Origin of the sequence: Pontibacter oryzae, assembly GCF_003576375.1 — a bacterium.
Classification (GTDB): Bacteria; Bacteroidota; Bacteroidia; order Cytophagales; family Hymenobacteraceae; genus Pontibacter; species Pontibacter oryzae.
The window spans coordinates 44,226-62,623 of record NZ_QWGE01000007.1 but is presented as its reverse complement, the minus strand read 5'-3'; the positions used below and the strand labels follow the sequence as shown (position 1 = coordinate 62,623).

The 18,398-nt window shown below is 49.1% G+C and carries 7 protein-coding genes; 3 read left to right on the top strand and 4 right to left on the bottom strand.

Going from position 1 to position 18,398, the window contains the following annotated elements; translation table 11 throughout:
• Positions 1-8 precede the first annotated feature (8 nt).
• Complete coding sequence (locus D1627_RS17630; RefSeq protein ID WP_147383364.1) at positions 9-7,319, bottom strand: Ig-like domain-containing protein; 7,311 nt, start codon at positions 7,317-7,319, stop codon at positions 9-11.
• A gap of 577 nt (positions 7,320-7,896) precedes the next feature.
• On the bottom strand, positions 7,897-8,676 hold the full coding sequence (locus tag D1627_RS17625; protein ID WP_119433606.1) for a PepSY domain-containing protein: 780 nt from the start codon (positions 8,674-8,676) through the stop codon (positions 7,897-7,899).
• A 1,055-nt stretch (positions 8,677-9,731) separates the two neighbouring features.
• On the opposite strand from D1627_RS17625, the gene D1627_RS17620 reads away from it, so the two are divergent.
• The 3 genes from D1627_RS17620 to D1627_RS17610 all read left to right on the top strand — a co-directional run bounded on the left by D1627_RS17620 (position 9,732) and on the right by D1627_RS17610 (position 13,852).
• Positions 9,732-11,414, top strand: coding sequence for a T9SS type A sorting domain-containing protein (locus D1627_RS17620; protein ID WP_158607216.1), 1,683 nt, complete (start codon positions 9,732-9,734; stop codon positions 11,412-11,414).
• A 123-nt stretch (positions 11,415-11,537) separates the two neighbouring features.
• Positions 11,538-12,485 (top strand): NAD(P)-dependent alcohol dehydrogenase, encoded by a 948-nt coding sequence (locus D1627_RS17615; RefSeq protein ID WP_119433604.1) that lies wholly within the window; start codon positions 11,538-11,540, stop codon positions 12,483-12,485.
• A 194-nt stretch (positions 12,486-12,679) separates the two neighbouring features.
• Positions 12,680-13,852, top strand: coding sequence for a serine hydrolase domain-containing protein (locus tag D1627_RS17610; RefSeq protein WP_119433603.1), 1,173 nt, complete (start codon positions 12,680-12,682; stop codon positions 13,850-13,852).
• Positions 13,853-13,933: 81 nt separating this feature from the next.
• On the opposite strand, the gene D1627_RS17605 is transcribed toward D1627_RS17610, so the two are convergent.
• Together D1627_RS17605 and D1627_RS17600 are read right to left on the bottom strand one after the other, a co-directional pair.
• A complete protein-coding gene (locus D1627_RS17605) occupies positions 13,934-14,794 on the bottom strand; it encodes a DUF4846 domain-containing protein (protein WP_119433602.1) in 861 nt (286 codons plus the stop codon).
• 250 nt (positions 14,795-15,044) lie between these two features.
• Positions 15,045-18,344, bottom strand: a complete 3,300-nt coding sequence (locus D1627_RS17600; RefSeq protein ID WP_233555693.1) for an amidohydrolase family protein — start codon at positions 18,342-18,344, stop codon at positions 15,045-15,047.
• Positions 18,345-18,398: the final 54 nt, after the last annotated feature.

The window sequence follows — 18,398 nt, the reverse complement described above, 5'->3', positions numbered from 1 at the left end:
TTCTGCTGTTATCTGATGATGGTGACACTTCCTGAGACTGGCTCCTCTGTACCCTCGTTTAAGTGGATGATATAGTAGTAAGCCCCGGTTGGCAGCTGTACTCCCTGGCGCGTGCCATCCCATTCCTGAAGTTCTGTATAGCCTTTAGACTCGAACACCAACTCGCCCCATCTCGAGAAGATCTGCACGCGGCAGTTCGGGTAGTTCTCGATGTTGCGGATCTTGAAGCGGTCGTTCTTGTTGTCGCCATTCGGGGTGATCACATTGGCCGCGTCCACGCGTGGCACTACCGTTACGGTTACCTTCGCTGAGGCAGTACAGCCTTCTTCGGTCGTCGCGGTTACGGTATAAGTAGTGGTCTGCTTCGGCGATGCCTTTGGTGTGGCACTGTTTGGATCGCTAAGTCCGGCCGCTGGCGACCAACTGTAGCTCACGCCGCCAGATGCAGTCAGGGTTACTGCCTTGCCTTCCGTGATGGTCACATCCTCGCTTACCACTGCTTTAGGCTCCACCACCTGTACCTTCACCTCGTGGCGGGTTGGGCTCACGCAATCGTTGGCGTTGGTTGCTTGCACGTAGAAGCTAGCGTTGTTGTAGAGCTTACCCGAAGTATAAGTAGTGCCGGTTCCGATCAGCTTGCCGCCTGTTGGCTTATCATACCACTGCAGCGACTCACCAGCCTTGGCTTGTGCCGTTAGGTTGGCGGCTGAGCCGATACATACTTTCACATCAGAGGCGGTTGGCGCGTCGGGCACCTTCACCATTCTAACTTCCACGGCATCGCTTTCAACTTCCTGGCAAGGTCCGGCATACACCACACGCTTAAACCATGTGGTGCGTGCTAGGTTGCTTGGCTGGTAGTTTTTACCTGTGTTTGTTCCCGGGGCAGGTACAAAGCCCGTTGTTGGCCCCTGCTCGCTGGCAAGCCATTGATATGTTGGGTTGCCGTTGCCGCCGGTTATGTTAGAGCCCTCAAGCAGCTGCAGCGGCTGGCCGATACAGGTTGGTGCAGGTTTGGTAAGTATAAAGTTATCCTTAATAGGCTGGTCTACCTGCACTCTTAGCACGTTACTTTCCGTTTGGCCACATATTGTGGAGCGTACGGTGCGTTTAAACCAAGTGGTTTTAGTAAGTGCTTTTGGCTGATAGGTAGCATCCACAGCTCCGCTAATGGTTGAATAGTTTATACCATCGGTACTTTGTTGCCAGGTATATGTATATGGGTCGCTGGTGCCGCCAAGCATTGCAGAGATAATTCTATCTGGCACAGTGCCGGAGCAGATATGGTTGTTTGCAATGCTTATCTGGTTTACCGGGGCCGTTTTCACATCTACTGTCACGGCATCAGACTCGCTGGTGCAGCCACCGGAAGTAATAATGCGCTTATAGTATGTCAGGGTCGAAACGTTTTGCGGGGTGTAAGATGCATCATTAGCACCGGCCACAGTATTGTAGGTTGTGCCATTGGAGCTATACTTCCACACATAGGTGTAGTTCTGGCCGTCTCCGCCGCTTACCGGCGTGGTGCTACCAATTGCTGTAACTGGGCTGCCTGCGCAAACCGTTTGGGAGTTACCGATTTTGTTTACGATTTCTGGGTAATACTCCACCTTCACAAAGTTACTATAAGCTTCGCTGCACGCATGGCCGTTTACGCGCACCATAAACCAGGTTGGCTTGCTTATAGCCACAGGCTGATAAGTATCAGAGGTTGCACCAGGGATAGCAACATACGGGCCAGCCGCACCGGATTCGCTCTTGAGCCACTGTACCACATTACTGCTGCTGCTACCACCTGTTAGGCTAGTTACCTTTAGCGGATTGAACGTGCCGCCAATACACAGGCTTTGGGCGCCGCTTATCTGTACGGCAACAGGCTGCTGCACTTGCACCTCAATGGCTGGGGAAATACTCTCGCAGTTATCAGATTTCACGATGCGCCGGAAGAAGCCGCGCTCAGTGGCTGGTACAGTCAGCTTGCTTTCTTCCTGGCCGGTAATAGTGAAGAAATCAGTACCGTTTATACTTTGCTCCCAGGCATAAGTATACCTTCCGTTGCCGCCACGCAGGGTTTCAGCGCCGGTTATCGTTATAGTGTTGCCCACGCATACAGGTTCCACAGCATTAAGGGTATTTCCTTCTATGGCTGTGTAAACCGTAATGCTAATGGTATTGCTCATGCGCTCCTCGCAACCGCCTGACTCGGCTGCCCTACGATACTGCCATGTTCCGGCTTCTAGGCCTTCTTGTGGCGTGTATATTTCCGAGCTAGCCACTACTTGCCAGTTGCCGCCGTTATAGCTGCGTTCCCAACGGAAGGTGTAATTGCTGTTTTTGCCCCCGCTAACTGGTGTAGCGCTCACAAATGGCTCTGGCACCTGGCCAACGCACAGGCTATTATTAGCCGAGCTAATCTGGTTAACCACCTGCGGAATAACCGAGATGAGAACCTCTTGGCTAATGTTCTGACTACATGTACCAGACGTAACGATTCTTCTGAAATATACTGACTCCGTTAGCTTCAGGGCTGGGTCGTTCGGGTTAGGCACATAATCATTGGCAGTGTTGTTACCAGGGGCAGATTTATAGTTGCCGGGCTCACTGGCCTTGGTCCATTGCCATAGGTACGTATAGTTCCCGTTGCCGCCCTCTGGTTGCTCTCCAGAAATTATGTCTGGGCGGTCGCCGTAACAAAGTTCTGTTTTGTCGGTACGGATGGTGTTTTTCGCCAAAGCAGGCTCCACTTTCACAAATACGGTGTTCGACATAGAGGTACAGGTTCCGGAGATTATCTCGCGTCGGAACCAGGTCGGGTCGTTGAGGGTGCTTGGAATCAGGTCACGGTCAGTGGCGCCCTCTATTTTCTCAAAACCTGCCGTAGCGCTGGTTGTACTGGCATACCATTGGTAAGCAAACGTGCCGCTGCCATTGCCTGTAAGTGTGGCTGGCGTGCTACCAGCACAGATAGTCTGGCTTCCGGAGATCAGGTTGCTGGAAATGGTATTGGCAATAGTAATGGTAACCTCGTTCGAGCGGGTTGTACAGCCACCGGATGTAACCAAGCGGCGGTAGGTGGTTGTGGTTGTCAGCGCACCCGGGCTATAGCTCTCTTCGTTGTTGTTGCCTGGTGCAGGACCAAAGGCTGCTCCGCCGCTGCTGTATTCCCAAAGTATGGTATAACTATCAGAGCCATTCCCTCCGCTAATGCCGCCGCCAAGCGCTGCCGGGGCCTCGTTGGAGCAAATCGTCTGGTTCGCAGAGATGCTGTTGGTGATTGTCGGCACAACCGTAACCGTAATCTCGGTAGCCGGGCTGGCACAACCCGAAGCGCTTTCTGCCTTCACGAAGTAAGTTGTGGTGGCCTCCAGGTTTTGCGGGCTAAAGCTGCTGCCTGTATGTAGCCTGTTGCCGCTGGCATCGTACCAGTTATAGGTTCCGCTAGCAGCGGATGCTGTCAGCACGGTGCCACCTCCAAAGCAAATATCCGTGTTGCCGTTTACAGTTGGCGCAGTGGGTGCATCTTCCACTACCACACGAATCACGATAGATGTTTTCATGCAGCTGGCAGAATAAACCTCTCGCTTAAACCAAGTGGTTTGCTGCATGTTCTCGGGCACGTAGGTTCTATTGGTGGCATTCTCAATTTTCTCGAAGCCTGCCGTGGCGCTGGTCGTGCTGGCATACCACTGATAAGTATAAGAGCCCGTGCCGCCTGTCGGCTCTTCGCCGGTAAGCATGCCCGGTGAGCTTCCTGCACATACAGCTGCCTTCGGGGTGCTGATTATGTCTCCGCCGAGTAATTGCGGCACAATATCTACCATTACTCTGGTGCGGCTCTCTGCTACACAGGCATTGGCATTGTTCAGTACGGCTTCCACAAAGTATACTTTGCTGGACGTCAGGGTTGGAGTTTGATAGGTTGGGCCTACTTTCACCACTGCATCACTTTCGTCGTACCAGATATACTTTACACCGTCTTCCGGGCTTTGAACTTCTAAGGTTACTTTGCTGGCGTAGCAAGCTTCTGCATCTGGCACAACAGGTGCAGTAGGCAGTGCCAATACCGTTACTTTTACCAGGTTGCTTTCTGCATCCAGGCACGGGGCCGAGCTTACTTTTCTGCGAAACCAAGTATCCTGAGTGAGCGCAGCAGTTGGAGTATACGATTGCGAACCATTGTCTCCCGGAGCTGGCTGGAACGTTACACCCTCATCGGTGCTGTATTCCCAATAGTAAGTATAAGGGCTTCCGGAGCCCCCCGTTGGTAAAGATCCTCCTAATTCAGAAGGGGTACTGCCGCTGCAAATTGTTTGGTTACCGCTGATGTTGTTGTTGGCGATGGCTGGGACGATGGTTACCGTAACCGCTTGCTGGGCACCTTCGCAGCCCAAGGCGCTGGTAGCGCTTACATAGTATGTTGTGGTAGCCTCCAAGGCTGGCGTTTCAAAGCTGTTGCCTTGTTGCAGTGTGTTGCCATCTTTATCGTACCAGATGTAGGTGCCGCCGGGGGCAGTTGCCATTAAGGTAGTGCTGCCACCAAAGCATAGCAAAGTTGTGCCGCTCACGGTTGGCGCCACCGGCAACGCTTCCACGTCTACTTCCACTACATTCGATGCAACCATGCAGCTGCCAGAGTATGCCTCTCGCTTAAACCATGTTTTTTGGGTGAGCGGGGCGGGTGTATAATCTGGGTCGGAACCTCTGTATACTTCGGCATAGCCGCCAGTTGAGCTGCCGGTACTGGCAAGCCAGATATAGGTATAAGTTCCATTTCCGCCTGTAGGAGCATTGCCGGTCAGTTTGCCAGGCGAGCTGTTATAACATACTGTGCTGGCAGGCGAGCTAATGGCATCGCCGCCTACCAATGGAGGCGTAACGGTTACTGTTACCGTGCCACGCTCTGGCTGGGCGCAGGCTAATGCATGGTCTGCGGTTGCGCTTACATACAGGGTGATGTCGTTCTTAAGTGTATTTAAAGTATAGCTTGTGCCGCTGGCTACAATGTTTCCGCCTGAAGGAGCATCATACCAGGTATAATTAACCTTTGTATCGGCATTGTCGATGGTCAGAGTTACGTTTTGGTTATAGCATACTTCCTGGTTTTGGAGTTCAGGCTTTTCTGGCGTAGGGATAACCTCGAGCTTTACCTCGTTCGAAATTACTGTTTGGCATGGGTTGTTGAATACTTTGCGGCGCACCCAGGTATTGCCGGTTAGTGGCTGACTTGGTGTGTAGTCGCGTTCAGTATTTGTGCCTGTGGCATCGGTAAATGTGCTTCCGTCGGTGCTTATCTCCCACAGGAAAGTATAAGGCGCGCCGCCGCCGCCTGCCGGATCACCTCCGGTAAACTTATCCGGTACAGCGCCCTCGCAGAAAACAGTTTTGGTGGTGCTGATGCTGTTGCCTGTTACTGCCGTAAGCACTTTAATGGAAACCTCCTCGCGTGGCAATGGGCTTACACAGCCTTTATCGCTAACCGTTTCTACATAGAACTTAGTATCGGAGGTAAGTGCATTGGGTGCCGTAAAAGATACGCCGTTGCCCGAGTTTAACTGCGAGCCTCCAGTTGCCTGGCTGTACCAACGGTAGCTAAAGCCGCTCTGCGGCGATTTAACTGTAAGCGTTGGCTTATCGTTCTGGCACACAGTCATGTCATCTACTTCCGGGATAGAAGGTAGTGAGTTAATGGTTACCACTTGCTCTGCCGTAGTGGAACTGCCGCACTCGTTCTGCACCGTAACGCGCACACGGTAAGTGCCTGCTGCCGGGAAGCTTATTTTTGGGTTAGCAGAACTGCTGTTCGTACCGCCGGTAAAGGCGCCGCCATTATCAACTGACCAGGTATAAGCGGAGATGGTGCCGTTATTAGAGCCCTTGTTCAGGCTATTGTTATAGTCTACCGTGTAAGGCCCGCAGTTTTCAAGGGTAGGGTTTTTAAAGGAAACCGTCGGGAGCCCTTTCACTACAACGTCTTTAGTGAATGTGCTAGACGAGCAACCATTGCTGGCTACCAGTGTGAGTTTGTAAGTTCCTATTCTAGTAAGCAAAAACACAGGGCTAGCGCTGTTAGCGTTGCCGCTTACGTAGTTATAGTGAGAGCTGTTAGCGTTGCCGTTGTTATACTTTACACTCCAGGCGTATGTCAGGTTGTAGCCTTTAGAGGTATTTACAGCGGTTACTTTAAGGTCTTCGCAGCTGTTGCCTTTATCAAGGGTTACATCAAATTTGGCATCGGCAGCCTCACGAATCACTACGCTTTTAATCACTTCATCCTCGCCGCAACCTGCTGTTATCGTTTTAAGGCGAACACGATAGGTGCCATCTTTTAGGAACTTAACACGGATAATAGCGGAGCTTCTTGTACCCTGTGTAAATACCCAATCAGTGCCTTCCACGCCATCAAGTACAGACCAGTCATAGGAGATAGGGCAGAGCTCTGGGTTTTCGATGTTCTGGCCAAAGGTAATCTCGTTTCCGGCGCAGTAGAGCGGTCCGCCGCTTACGGTAAAGTCAGCTTCTGTGCTTTTGTTGATTACAATACCCTCAATGGAGCCCGGTGTGCTCATCTTGGTGGCGCCGCACATGTACTCTGCACGTCCTTTTATACTGAAAGACTGCGTTGGCATGCTGCAAGAGCTTTCCACGAACGTGTGCACAATCTCTTTTTTGGCGATCATTTCGGCGTGTGTATATACCTCAGCCGGAGAGCCGTCGTCGAAGGTGAACGTATAAACCGTGTTATCGGGGTTAGACTCGATGGCTGAAACCGGGAAGCGGAATGTTACGGTTGGCTGCTCCGGGGAAAGGCAAGCTGTGGTGCTGCCGGGGTTACCCACCGAAAAGCCGGGGTTGCTTAGGTTGTATACTTTGTAGGTAGTGCTGGTTTCGCAGCCGCTGTTGTCGATAGCAGTGAAGGTAAGCACAAAGGAGCCGCGCGAAGTATAATTGTGTGTAGTGCCGGTAAAGTTCGCACCAAAAGTTTGAGTGGCAGTGCCGTCGCCCCAGTTTATGCGGTAGCCCGTATTAGTAGATTTAGTTGTGGAGTTGTTCTGTACCTGCAATGTGTAGGTAGAGCCCACAGACGAGCAGTTCATAAACGGCGAGCCAAATGGCCCGGCACCCGAATCAACAAGTGTGGCGTTAGCGTTACAGGGTGCCATTGTGCTGGCAGGCGTAGGCTTGCTGCTGAACACGCTGCTGTAAAACAATGCTTGCTTCTTGCCTTCTACCGCGTCAGCTGCCTGTGGCAGTGGGGTAGGGGCAGGGGTTTGGCCTGTTAATACAAGTAATGCATAAAGCAGGGGTAAAAATATTTTCATACGCGTCTGGTTTGCAACAACATTCTGCAAGTCTCCCTTGCCCAAACCCAAAAATCAGGGAACAAGTGGGAAATTGTAAGTACAATTCCTTAAATTGTACTTATTCAATAAATAATTTTATTATGCCTTTTGGTTACAGTTGTGCTATCTCTGAATTAATTTTGAAATTTATCATGAAAGCATACTTCTGTACTTATAGAGCAAAATTAATAATATTACTATATAATCAAACTAGAGATGTTGTTATTCTTGTGTATAGATTAGAATAGGGGAATTTATCGGAAGTGCCTGAAACTATACTAATATATAGTAAATTATATATTAATCGCCAAATTATTTGGATAGTGTTTTAGGGGTTAGGATTATTTAATGTGGTTACATCAAAATCTAATATTTGAACTTATCAAAGTAAGCTCTGCAGTGCTCTTATATTCATTTCAAGATTTTACAGAAGCGAAAAGCTGCTTAGCAGGCATAGGGTAAGCTAACGAAAGCCGGTTTGTGCTTAGGCATTTGTATCTATAAAAATATAGGCCCCAATGGGGCACTTATGGATTGCGGTTAGGAGGTATTTTCTTTACCGAAGGGCTGCTGGGCGTGGTGTTGGGTTTTTTATTAGTTTTCTATTATTACGCCGAAAACTGATGAAGTATAAAGCGAATCCAGAGAGTATGGTAATCATCCCGATTACAGAAAACAGCCTTAAAAGCAGATTGCCAAAGTTATCACGGCCCTCATAATCCATAGTATGCAGCATCCACAGAAAGTCGAAGGCACGCCACTTGTTATTTCTGAACTTGGTTACTTCGCCGCGCTCAGTGGCCACATAAACGGTGGTATTGGAGGGGTGCTCCATGGTAACGGCAAAAGCAGGCAATGGGCTTTCCCTGTATTCATGGTGCCTGCCAACGTTTTCTTCTGTTAAATACTCTGTCTTAATCACGTGCACCGGCTCATTAAAACTTTGGAGAGCCATTAACTCCGCTTCCTGTTCTGTTAAAGGCGCGCGCAATTCTCCATTGCCTGCCCAGGCTAGTTGCGTATGTAACTTAGGTTTGCCATGCTGATTTGCGAAGTATAGAATCTGGTATGCAGGTTTGCCTAAAACATCGATCAGCTTAACCGATTTTAGCGAGTCGGCTTGCGGAAGTTGGCTGAATACCTGTGTAGGAGCAACTAAATTTAAAGATGCTTCAAACGAAGAAGGTGCCTTTTTTTGATAGTCACCATGAATCTCATCAATATTAGACCAGCTAAAATATAAGCCGCCAGCCGTCCAAAGTATAAACTGTATACCAGTAAGCAAGCCCAAGTAGCGGTGTGCTTTACGGATAAACAGATGATTACGTCTTTTCATACCCAATTTTATGATCTTAAATTTATCTAAATCTGCGCAAAATTTTTAGAGTACTTCTAAATAAATATAATTGAGAATATGATCGACGTTTAGCTACTCAACATAGCAATATGAAAATAACTGTATTATTTTATTTTTATTTGTAACTAAATTAACTGAATTGAGTAATTAAGTTTTAAAAGTTAAATAAATTAAAATAAACGTTATATTTAATTGCTTTAAAGAATTAAGCTTCTACCTCAAACTTAAACCATTATAATAACCACCTAAGTTATACTGGGTTTTGTTATTTAATGTACTTATCAATGTTAAAAATGTAGTTAAGCATTGTTTGTTGATCTTGATTACATTTTTTTATCTGCTATTAATACCAGTCTCCCTGTAAAGCTTCGCGCTTTTGTTCCGTGTTGTGCCTTTTTAAACCTAATAAGCCGATAAATAAAAGGCTTCTTTAATTTAACCCTTATCCTATGTATTCAAACTTTACCCAATTTGCATTTACTGCTATCCTTCCTAAGAAAAATCTTTACCTATTTTTGGTTACCCTGCTTTGGGTGTGCTGCTATTACGATGCACAGGCGCAGGTAATAGTAAGCCAAAGAGCTGAGCCATACACTATTTCAGCGGATAAATATGTTAATGGGCCAGAAGCAGGTTTTACCAGCCTTGATGATGTGATAATAGAAGAACGCTTAGTAAGTGATTTCAAACATAGTGGAAATTTGATTATAGATTTACCTTCAGGTTGGGCATTTAAACCTACAGGCATAGCGGTAAAAGTAACATCTGCAGCCACTGATGTTACTTTTAATAGCTCAATTTCTGTAAATGGCAGTAAGATTACTATACCATTTACAGTGCAAGACACAGCTATTATATCCTCTATTGTAATTAGTGGATTAGCTGTTCAGGCAACTGTAGCTACTCCCTCACCAGCACCAAGAGATATAAAGCTTAATGCAAGAACACTTCAGGGAACAAGAAATCCAGTCAAAGGACTAGAAAATGCCTTTATAATCGCAAAAATCGCTCAAGTAGCAGGAGCACCCGCAAAGTTGAGCTTTGCTGAACAACCGGGGAATGCTGTAGTAAACGCCAGCTTAGATACCCAACCAATGGTTGAGGTAACTGATGCTGCCGGCAACAGGGTTACAAATACATATAATAACGAAGAGGTTAAGCTGGAAATAACTCCATCAACTAACCCTTATGGCGCTGTTTTAAAAAATGGCACAGCACCTTACCAAGCCACTGGCGCTACTTTTTCTAACGTTTCCGTGGATGAAGGGGGAGAGTATACCTTGACGGCTAAAATGGGGGATTTACAAGGAATAAGCAATGTGTTTACTGTCTCTAACACAACTGCAGTAATTAGCCAGGTGCAGGGTTGTGTTTTGACAGGTGCTACAGAGGGTGAAATTACGGTAACAGGCCAGGACTTTGTGCGTGCCTCTGTAGTTAGGGTAAATGGTTTTGATAGAGCAACAACGTATGTAAGCGGGCAGCAACTAACCGCAATGCTTACCGCTGACGATCTTGCCAGTGCAGATCCAATGCAGATATCAGTATTTACGCCCAGCCCCCCAGAAGACGGACTTGTATCAGGAAACTTCGGATTTACACCAACTTCAGGTTTGGATGCTGGCAATACCCAGGAAGTTACATGCTCTGAAAATGCAACTGGTACTAGCTTCCCGCTGGAAGCCACTGCTCCGGCAGGAACATATTCTTGGTCGTTTGTAAACGGGTTAGGAAGCATTTCAGATGACAGTGCGCTAAACCCAACCGTTGAGGTGAAAAGCGCCAGCGCTACGCTACGCCTAACTGTGACTACTACTAACGGGTGCACATTTTCTGATGATGTTGCGCTAACGGTAAAAACCATAAAAGAACCTCAACAGGAACCTTTGCTGGTTTCAAAGCAAACAAATGCCGCTAACAACATTTGGGAAATATCCATTGATTTATCGGAGATGAAAAGCATAAACCTAGGCTCAGATCCGGTTTATATGTGGTATACAAGCAATACGCCTGATGGAGACTGGGGAAACCCTGTGCAAACCACTGTAGAGAACAGGTTTGAGTTGATTAATCCGCCAACAGATCTTAAAGTACAGGCTCGCGTGCTGAATAGAGGGAACTGCCAGTTATATATGTTTGGCTTTGGTCAGGCTACTCCGCTTCCGGTAGAATTGATGAGCCTGAAAGCTGTAAAACAAGGAAATGATGCTGTCATAACTTGGGCTACAGCCATGGAGCAGAATAACAGAGGCTTCGAGGTAGAGGTTTCCACGGAAGGGTACATTTACAGGGCGTTAGGGTTTGTGCCTACTAAAAACGGGGATTCAAGTATAAAACAAGAGTATACTTTTAAGGATACAGAGAACGGCAAACATGGCACCCGCTACTACCGCCTTAAGCAGATTGATGAGGATGGAACAGTTGCTTTATATGGACCTCGGTTGGTGCTGTTTGAAGATGTGCGCAACCAGGTAAAAGCCTATCCGAATCCGTTTATAAACAAACTGAATGTAGATGTTGCTGCGGAGCAAGCCCAGGAAGTGCATATAACCATACATGACATACTGGGGAAAGTAATAACAGCGCGCAGCCTAAAGCTGGACAAAGGTACGACCTCCAGCATGTTTACCCTACCGGATAGCTTGCCTCGCGGGCTCTATATCTTAAAAGTACAGCAAGGCAACCTCAGCAAAACAGTTAAGGTAGTCAAAGAATAAACTAACAACGTGAAGAATTATCTCTTAAAGCGTCAGGTGGAGTGCCTGGCGCTTTAATAAGTGAAAAGAATAAACTCTCAAAACCTTACCTTAAGTATGTAACTACCACATCAAGAAAGGCACATGCAAGCAGTATTCTATGAAAAGTATGGAAATGCGGATGTTCTGCGATTTGGAGAGCAACCAAAGCCAGTGCCGAAGGAAAGCCAATTGCTAGTGCGTGTACATGCCACAAGCGTAAACCCAATTGATTGGAAAGTTCGTTCCGGACAATTACTGCCCGTTTCTGGCTTAAGTTTCCCTAAGATTCCGGGCAGGGATGTGGCTGGCGAAGTGGTAGCGCTTGGGAGCAAGGTGCTGGCTTTTGAGTCAGGAGACCGCGTGTATGGCATGGCAGACAATAAGCTTGGCGGCGCTTATGCAGAATATGCCGTTATTTCAGAAGAAACAGCGGTGCCTATCCCTGCTAACCTGGATTACCTGAAGGCAGCAGCAGTGCCTCTCACAGCCCTTACCGCCCTCCAAGGGCTGCGAGACAAAGGGGAATTAGCCTCAGGCGATAAAGTACTGATAAACGGAGCATCCAGTGGTGTGGGTACTTTTGCCCTACAGATAGCTAAGGCACTCGGAGCTGGCAAGGTTGTAGGGGTTTGTGGCACAAGCCATATAGAACTTGTAAAAAGTCTAGGTGCCGATGGAGTCATCGATTACACCAAAGACGACTTTACAGAAACAAGAAACTGCTATGACCTTATTTTTGATGCTGTGGCCAAAAGTAGTTATCTGGAAAGCAAAAGAAGCTTATGCCACCACGGCCGCTATGTAACAACTGTGCCCGACCCTAAAGACATAGCTTTCGGCTTTGCTTTCTCGGTGTTCTCAGATAAAAAACTGAAAGCGATTTTTACGGATGATAAAGGCGAGGACCTTGCCCTAATCAGTGCCTGGATTGAGAAAGGAAGCATAAAACCGATCATCGATAGCGTTTACCCGTTGCATGCGGCAGCAGAAGCTCATAAATATAGCGAGCAAGGCCATGCAGCCGGAAAAATAGTATTGCAGGTAATATAGCAAAGTCATATAGATATGGTATACCATGCGATTCTGCCCTCAGAAAATCTTTCGGCGTAATTTATACTTCTCTCTTCCCTTTACCCGATCAGAAACCCAATAGCCAAGCAGTTAAACAATAAGCTTAAAGGCGATATACTACTGAACCTTTGGCAATTTTTAGTAGCTTGTAGGGCTCAAACATCTCTTAACATATGTTCCGGAAGCTATACCTTATACTTGGCCTGGCGTTAAGCGTAGCAGCCTGCCAGCCGCAACCGCAGCGCGCCACCACTGAAGAGCAAAGCGGTAATTCATACTATTACCCGGGTGCCGGCGATGCCTGGGAACACCGCAAACCTGAAGACTTGGGTTTCGATGCGGCCAAACTTCAGGAAGCCGTGACTTGGGCTAAGCAACAGGAAACGCAGCAAATGCAGAAGGATTTTTCCACGCAGGCTGAGATCTTTGGGGAACCGCTTGGCCCTCTTCCCAACGACAGGGCATCTACAAACGGCATCATTCTTAAAAACGGCTATATCGTGGCCGAGTGGGGCGATACTGAAGCTGTAGACCCGACCTATAGTGTGGCTAAAAGCTTTCTTTCAACCATACTTGGGCTTACCCTGGATAAAGGCATGATTGAGGGTATAACCGACCCAGTGGCCAAGTATGTGCAGGACGGCGGGTACGCATCGGAGCACAACAAACCTATAACCTGGGAACACCACGCGCGGCAGACAAGTGAGTGGCAGGGCGAGATGTGGGGAAAGAAGGATGACTTTGTGGGAAAGGAAGCCTATGGCCGTGGCGAGCGAAAACCGCGCGAACTACAGCAGCCAGGCACCTTCTACGAGTATAACGACGCCCGCATTAACCGTTTTGCGCTTTCGCTGCTGCGCGTATGGCAGAAACCCTTGCCCGACGTGCTGAAAGACAAGATCATGAACCCAATCGGTGCGTCTGATACCTGGCAGTGGGTGCCTTACCGCAATTCTACGGTTGAGATTAACGGCCAAAAAATGCCTTCCGTTAGCGGTGGCACGCGTTGGGGCGGCGGCCTCTGGATTAGCGCCCGCGACGAAGCACGCTTTGGCTACCTGTTCCTGCGCAACGGCCGCTGGAAGGATAAGCAGCTTATCTCTGAAGAATGGGTGAAAGAGGCCACTACCTCTCGCGGCCCCGTGGGCCCAGACTATGGCTACCTCTGGTGGCTGAACACAGGTGGCGAGGCCTGGCCCGATGCACCCAAAACCAGCTACGCAGCCCTGGGCGCCGGGCAAAACACCATCTGGGTAGATCCTGAGCACGACATCGTTATAGTATGGCGCTGGCACGATGGCAAGCAAAATGAGTTATTTAAAAAGGTACTGGCCGCGGTGAAGTAATTGTTGGTTGTTGATTGTTAATCGTTGTATAAAATAACACCTGGGTACGGTGTGAGCGGACTCGCTCACATTATGGTAACTTTAAAATCTTTTTAACTGATTCTTCTGAAAAGTCCATTCAGGAGTTAGCAGTGGCCCTTGAAACGTAGTGTTATACCAAGGACTGAGATTTGGAGCGGTCGGGTTTTGAAGGATTTGAATCTCTTGGGCTGGCATGTAGCTTTGGGCAAGTATAAAAAGCTTCTCGCCTATTGCCTTGTTTTCGGCCATATCCAAAACAATGACTGCATGGCCGGGGCTACCGCCTTTAATGAACACATCTCCGATTTGTAAGTCGCTCAGGTCTGCTGGTTTCAGTTCTTTGGCAAGCGATAAAGTGCCGGCATAGGTAAACACCACGTGCAGGTAATCTTTAAAAGATGCGTAGCTCGTGGATGGTATACTTTTGTTAACCCAGCTGCATACGTTCCCTTTTACATTGATCCTGTACCCTTGCCGCCACTTGTTATAATCTGCTCTGAAACCGTTAGTGAAATTAAAGTGAATGTCGTTAAAGCGTTTTTGCTTAAATAAGTATTCGGCCCGCAAACGCATCACAGCATCGGCACATTGCTGTAAATCATACTTGCCTACGTCAATATCCAGCACCGCCTCATAAACACCATCGTTAGGCTTAACGGCACCATGATAGTAGTGCATCATAGCGCCATCCGGTTTGAGCTTGAAGTTCTGAAGATACGCTGCAAAGGAACCAACTTCTACGTTTACCCTCGTAAATCCTGCCGGCACCGGAAACCTTTCTGCTACTGTTTTACCTGCTGGGTTTACTGAAACTCCTGGCGTTGCGGAAGCATCACTTTGCTTTTCGGCCTTGATTTGTTCTGCGTTGGAGCTGCAGCAACTGAGCAGAAGTAAAAGGATTGGTGTGAGGTAGCGCGTCATACGTTCGTTTTTTGGAAGATATCATTAATCTGGCTCTATAACAAGGGTTTATGGTGAGCAAGACCTCGCAGCGTGCGCAGTTCCTGCGAGAGATTAACGTGCTAGAATGGCGAAATTGTTTGTGTAAAAGTTGAACTCTCTAACTCTTTAGGCACTCGCGGCCCCTCAGACACCGCGAGTGCCTGAAAACAAAACGGCTGCCCCAACAGGGGCAGCCGTTTTTCATACTTCATACTTCATACTTTACCGCTTAGTGCCTACAAACGCAGTGCTCACCAGCGATGCCCTCGAAGCGGGTATCCGTGCCTTCGTGCCAATCAAAGGCGGTGGCGTATTTATCGTTTTCCCACCAGAATTTGCCGGGCTTGCGCTCGTAGTTTCCGAGCTCGGCCATGGTGGCGGCATCGTAAAGGCGCCCGTTGATCATGGTATACTTTACGTGCTCCGAGTTCTGGATATCCTCAAGCGGGTTCTTGTCCAGCACGATCAGGTCGGCAAGCTTGCCTGTTTCCAGCGAGCCTATTTCTTTGCCCATGCCCAAATATTCGGCACCATTAAGCGTGGCCGCGCGAAGTGCCTCGTGGTTGCTCATGCCGCCTTGTTGCAGCATCCAGAGCTCCCAGTGTGCGCCAAGGCCCTGCAGCTGCCCATGGGCGCCCAGGTTTACTTTCACGCCGTTGTTTGTGAGTGCTTTGGCTGCTTTAGAAGTGGCGATGTGCCCGTTTTCATACTCCTCGTCGGGTACCAGCGTCACGCGGCGGGAGCGGCCATCAATAATAGAGCGAGGCGTAAACTTAAGCAGGCGGTCCTTTGCCCATACATTGGTTTTCTGGTACCAGTAGTACTCGCCGGAGTTACCGCCATAGTTCACGATAAGGGTTGGCGTGTAGCCCACTTCGGTGGCTTTCCAGAGTTCGGTTACGTCTTTGTAAACAGGCGCTACAGGTATGTTATGCTCAATGCCCGTGTGGCCATCCATCACCATGGTCATGTTATGGAAAAACGTGGAGCCGCCTTCCGGGTAAACGCTCATGTCCAGTTCACGGGCTGCCTCAATTACCTGCTGGCGCTGCTCGCGGCGCGGCTGGTTATAGCTCTTCACCGAGAAACCGCCCACAGCCTTTAGCCTGCGCAGATGCGAGCGTGCATCGTCCAGGCTATTGATCACGGCTTTAAAGTTGCCATCGGCACCGTAAAGTATGGTTCCTGTAGAGTAGATGCGCGGCCCAACCATCGCTCCGGATCTTACGGCTTCCGATTGGCTGAAAACCATTTCGGTGGTAGAAGAAGGGTCGTGGGTGGTTGTAACGCCGTAGGCCAGGTTAGCGAAGTATGACCATTGCTTCTGCGGGCTCATACCCAAACGGAAAGTGCCTAAGTGCGCGTGCACATCCACAATGCCTGGCATGATCGTTTTACCGTTTGCATCGATCACCTTCGCATCTTTCGGTACGGTTACATCCTTGCCGACTGCAATAATGCGGTTCCCGTCTACTACGATCGTTCCGCCTTCAATTACCTCATTGCCTTTCATGGTGATGATGCGGGCATTGGTAAAGGCTACTTTCCCTTCCGGGATATCGGTTTTCAGCTCCAGGCCAATTTTTATACCTGTGGTGTCAATGGCTGGTAACTCTGCGGGAGCGCCGGTCACAAAGGCGAAGCGGTCTTTCAGGTCATTCGAATAGTACTCATCGCCCAGCACCCAGTTCACCTTCTTGCTGTCTCCGGACCAGTGGATGCTTGTGCCGGCATCGCGGGTGAAGCGGGCTACCGGAACAGCCTTGGTGTCGGCGCTCAGGTCCAGGCCTGCGCCATTGGCGGTAAACGGAGCCACATAGCCGTTGAACAGCTCTACAAAGGCAATCCACTTGTTATCGGGGCTTGGGTAAAACTGGTCGGTATACTTGGAGGTATAGTGCGTTTGCGGCTCTTTGCCGTTTAGGGCCACACTCTTGAAAGCATACTTATCGCCCTCGCGCCCGGTAAAGAAAATCCTGTCTGAGGTGGCGTTAAATAGCGGTGTAGAGCCGTTTTCCTGCACCAGCGTGGCTTTGCCGCCATCGGCTGGCATAAAGTAAATGCCTTGCTGCTTGCCATGCGCGTAACCCATGTGGTTGTTGCCGCCATCCTTGCTGTATACTATGTACTTGCCGTTCGGCGAGAAGACCGGCTCGGTGTAAAAGCCTTTTTCGGTGGTTAGCTTGGTTGGCTTGGCGTTTTTCTTACGGATGTCCAGTTTATAGAGCGCTCCGAAGGCATCATCGTTCCAGGTAGAATATACAATGTACTTGCCATCCGGGGAGAAAGAAGGGTAGAACTCAAAATCCTGGCCGTTGGTAATGCGCTCCGGTTTGCCGTTGGGCAGTGCTTTGCGGTAAATGTAGCCGGCGGCATTAAATACAAGCGTTTTCCCGTCCGGTGAGGTTATGGCATGGCGTATGGCCTTTGCCGTGAATTGCTTTGGCGCGATGCCTCCGTCCTTGCTGTGGTCGTGGCGAACGGCTCCGGTAACATAGTGCGTAGCCGTGGCCTCAAACGGAATGTTGGTTACTTTTTGCGTAGCCACATCTACTTTGTTGATCTTTCCATCGGCCCAAAAAACGATGTTCTTATTGTCGGGCGTCCAGGAGAAGTATGGATATACGCCAAAAATAGCCCAGGATTCCTGCTGGTCGTGATTTAGCTTATCATAGATTGGCCATTGCTCGCCTGTCTGTATATCGTGCACAAACAGCACAGACTTGGTCCGCACCCTACGAACAAAGGCGATATACTTGCCATCGCGGCTAAGTACCGGACGCACCGCGCCGCCGTTACCTGTAATCACATTCTCTACCTCGCCGGTATGGCGGTCTACGCGCCGGATAACGTAGATCTGGCCGTTAGGGTCTTTGTTATACTCGAAGGTAGAGCCGCCGCTCATGTCCTCGGAGAAGTATACATACTTGCCGTCTGGCGATGCAAATGGCTCCCCGGCATCCTGCTGGTCGTTTTTGCGCTTGGTAAGCTGCACGCCCGTGCCGCCGGTGCGGTGGTACATCCACATCTCGCCGGCTCCCAACGAGCGGGTGTTGGTAAAGTGCTTGCGTGCCACAATATACTCGCCGTCGGGTGTCCAAACGGCGTTGTTCAGTAGCCTGAAGTTCTCATTGGTTATCTGCTTGGCCTCAGAGCCATCGCGTTTCATCACCCAGATGTTATCGCCTCCGCCTGCATCCGAGGTAAACGAAATATACTTGCCATCGGGGCTAAAGCGCGGCTGCACTTCGTAGGGCCGGCCTGTGCGCAATACTTTGGCCTTGCCGCCGGAGATGGGCATGATGTAAATGTCGCCGAGCATGTCAAATACAATCTCTTTGCCATCGGGGCTTACGTCCACGCTCATCCAGGTGCCTTCCGAGGTCGTTATCGCTATTTCTTTCTGCGGGCCGTGGGCTGCATCCACTTTCCACTTGGCGTCTTCTTTTTTGTCCTGAGCTTGTGCGGCGCCAACAGGAAGTGCCAGTGCAGCCGCCAGTAACATACTCAGGTAAGTATGCTTCGTCATGGGTAATAAAGGTGTAAGATTAGTTCAGCCTCTAAGGTAAGGATTTAAGCGCTC

Excerpts from the sequence above, each read along its gene's own strand:
- D1627_RS17630 (WP_147383364.1), bottom strand. The coding sequence starts at position 7,319 with ATGAAAATATTTTTACCCCTGCTTTATGCATTACTTGTATTAACAGGC.
- D1627_RS17625 (WP_119433606.1), bottom strand. The coding sequence starts at position 8,676 with ATGAAAAGACGTAATCATCTGTTTATCCGTAAAGCACACCGCTACTTG.
- D1627_RS17615 (WP_119433604.1), top strand. The coding sequence starts at position 11,538 with ATGCAAGCAGTATTCTATGAAAAGTATGGAAATGCGGATGTTCTGCGA.
- D1627_RS17610 (WP_119433603.1), top strand. The coding sequence starts at position 12,680 with ATGTTCCGGAAGCTATACCTTATACTTGGCCTGGCGTTAAGCGTAGCA.
- D1627_RS17605 (WP_119433602.1), bottom strand. The coding sequence starts at position 14,794 with ATGACGCGCTACCTCACACCAATCCTTTTACTTCTGCTCAGTTGCTGC.
- D1627_RS17600 (WP_233555693.1), bottom strand. The coding sequence starts at position 18,344 with ATGACGAAGCATACTTACCTGAGTATGTTACTGGCGGCTGCACTGGCA.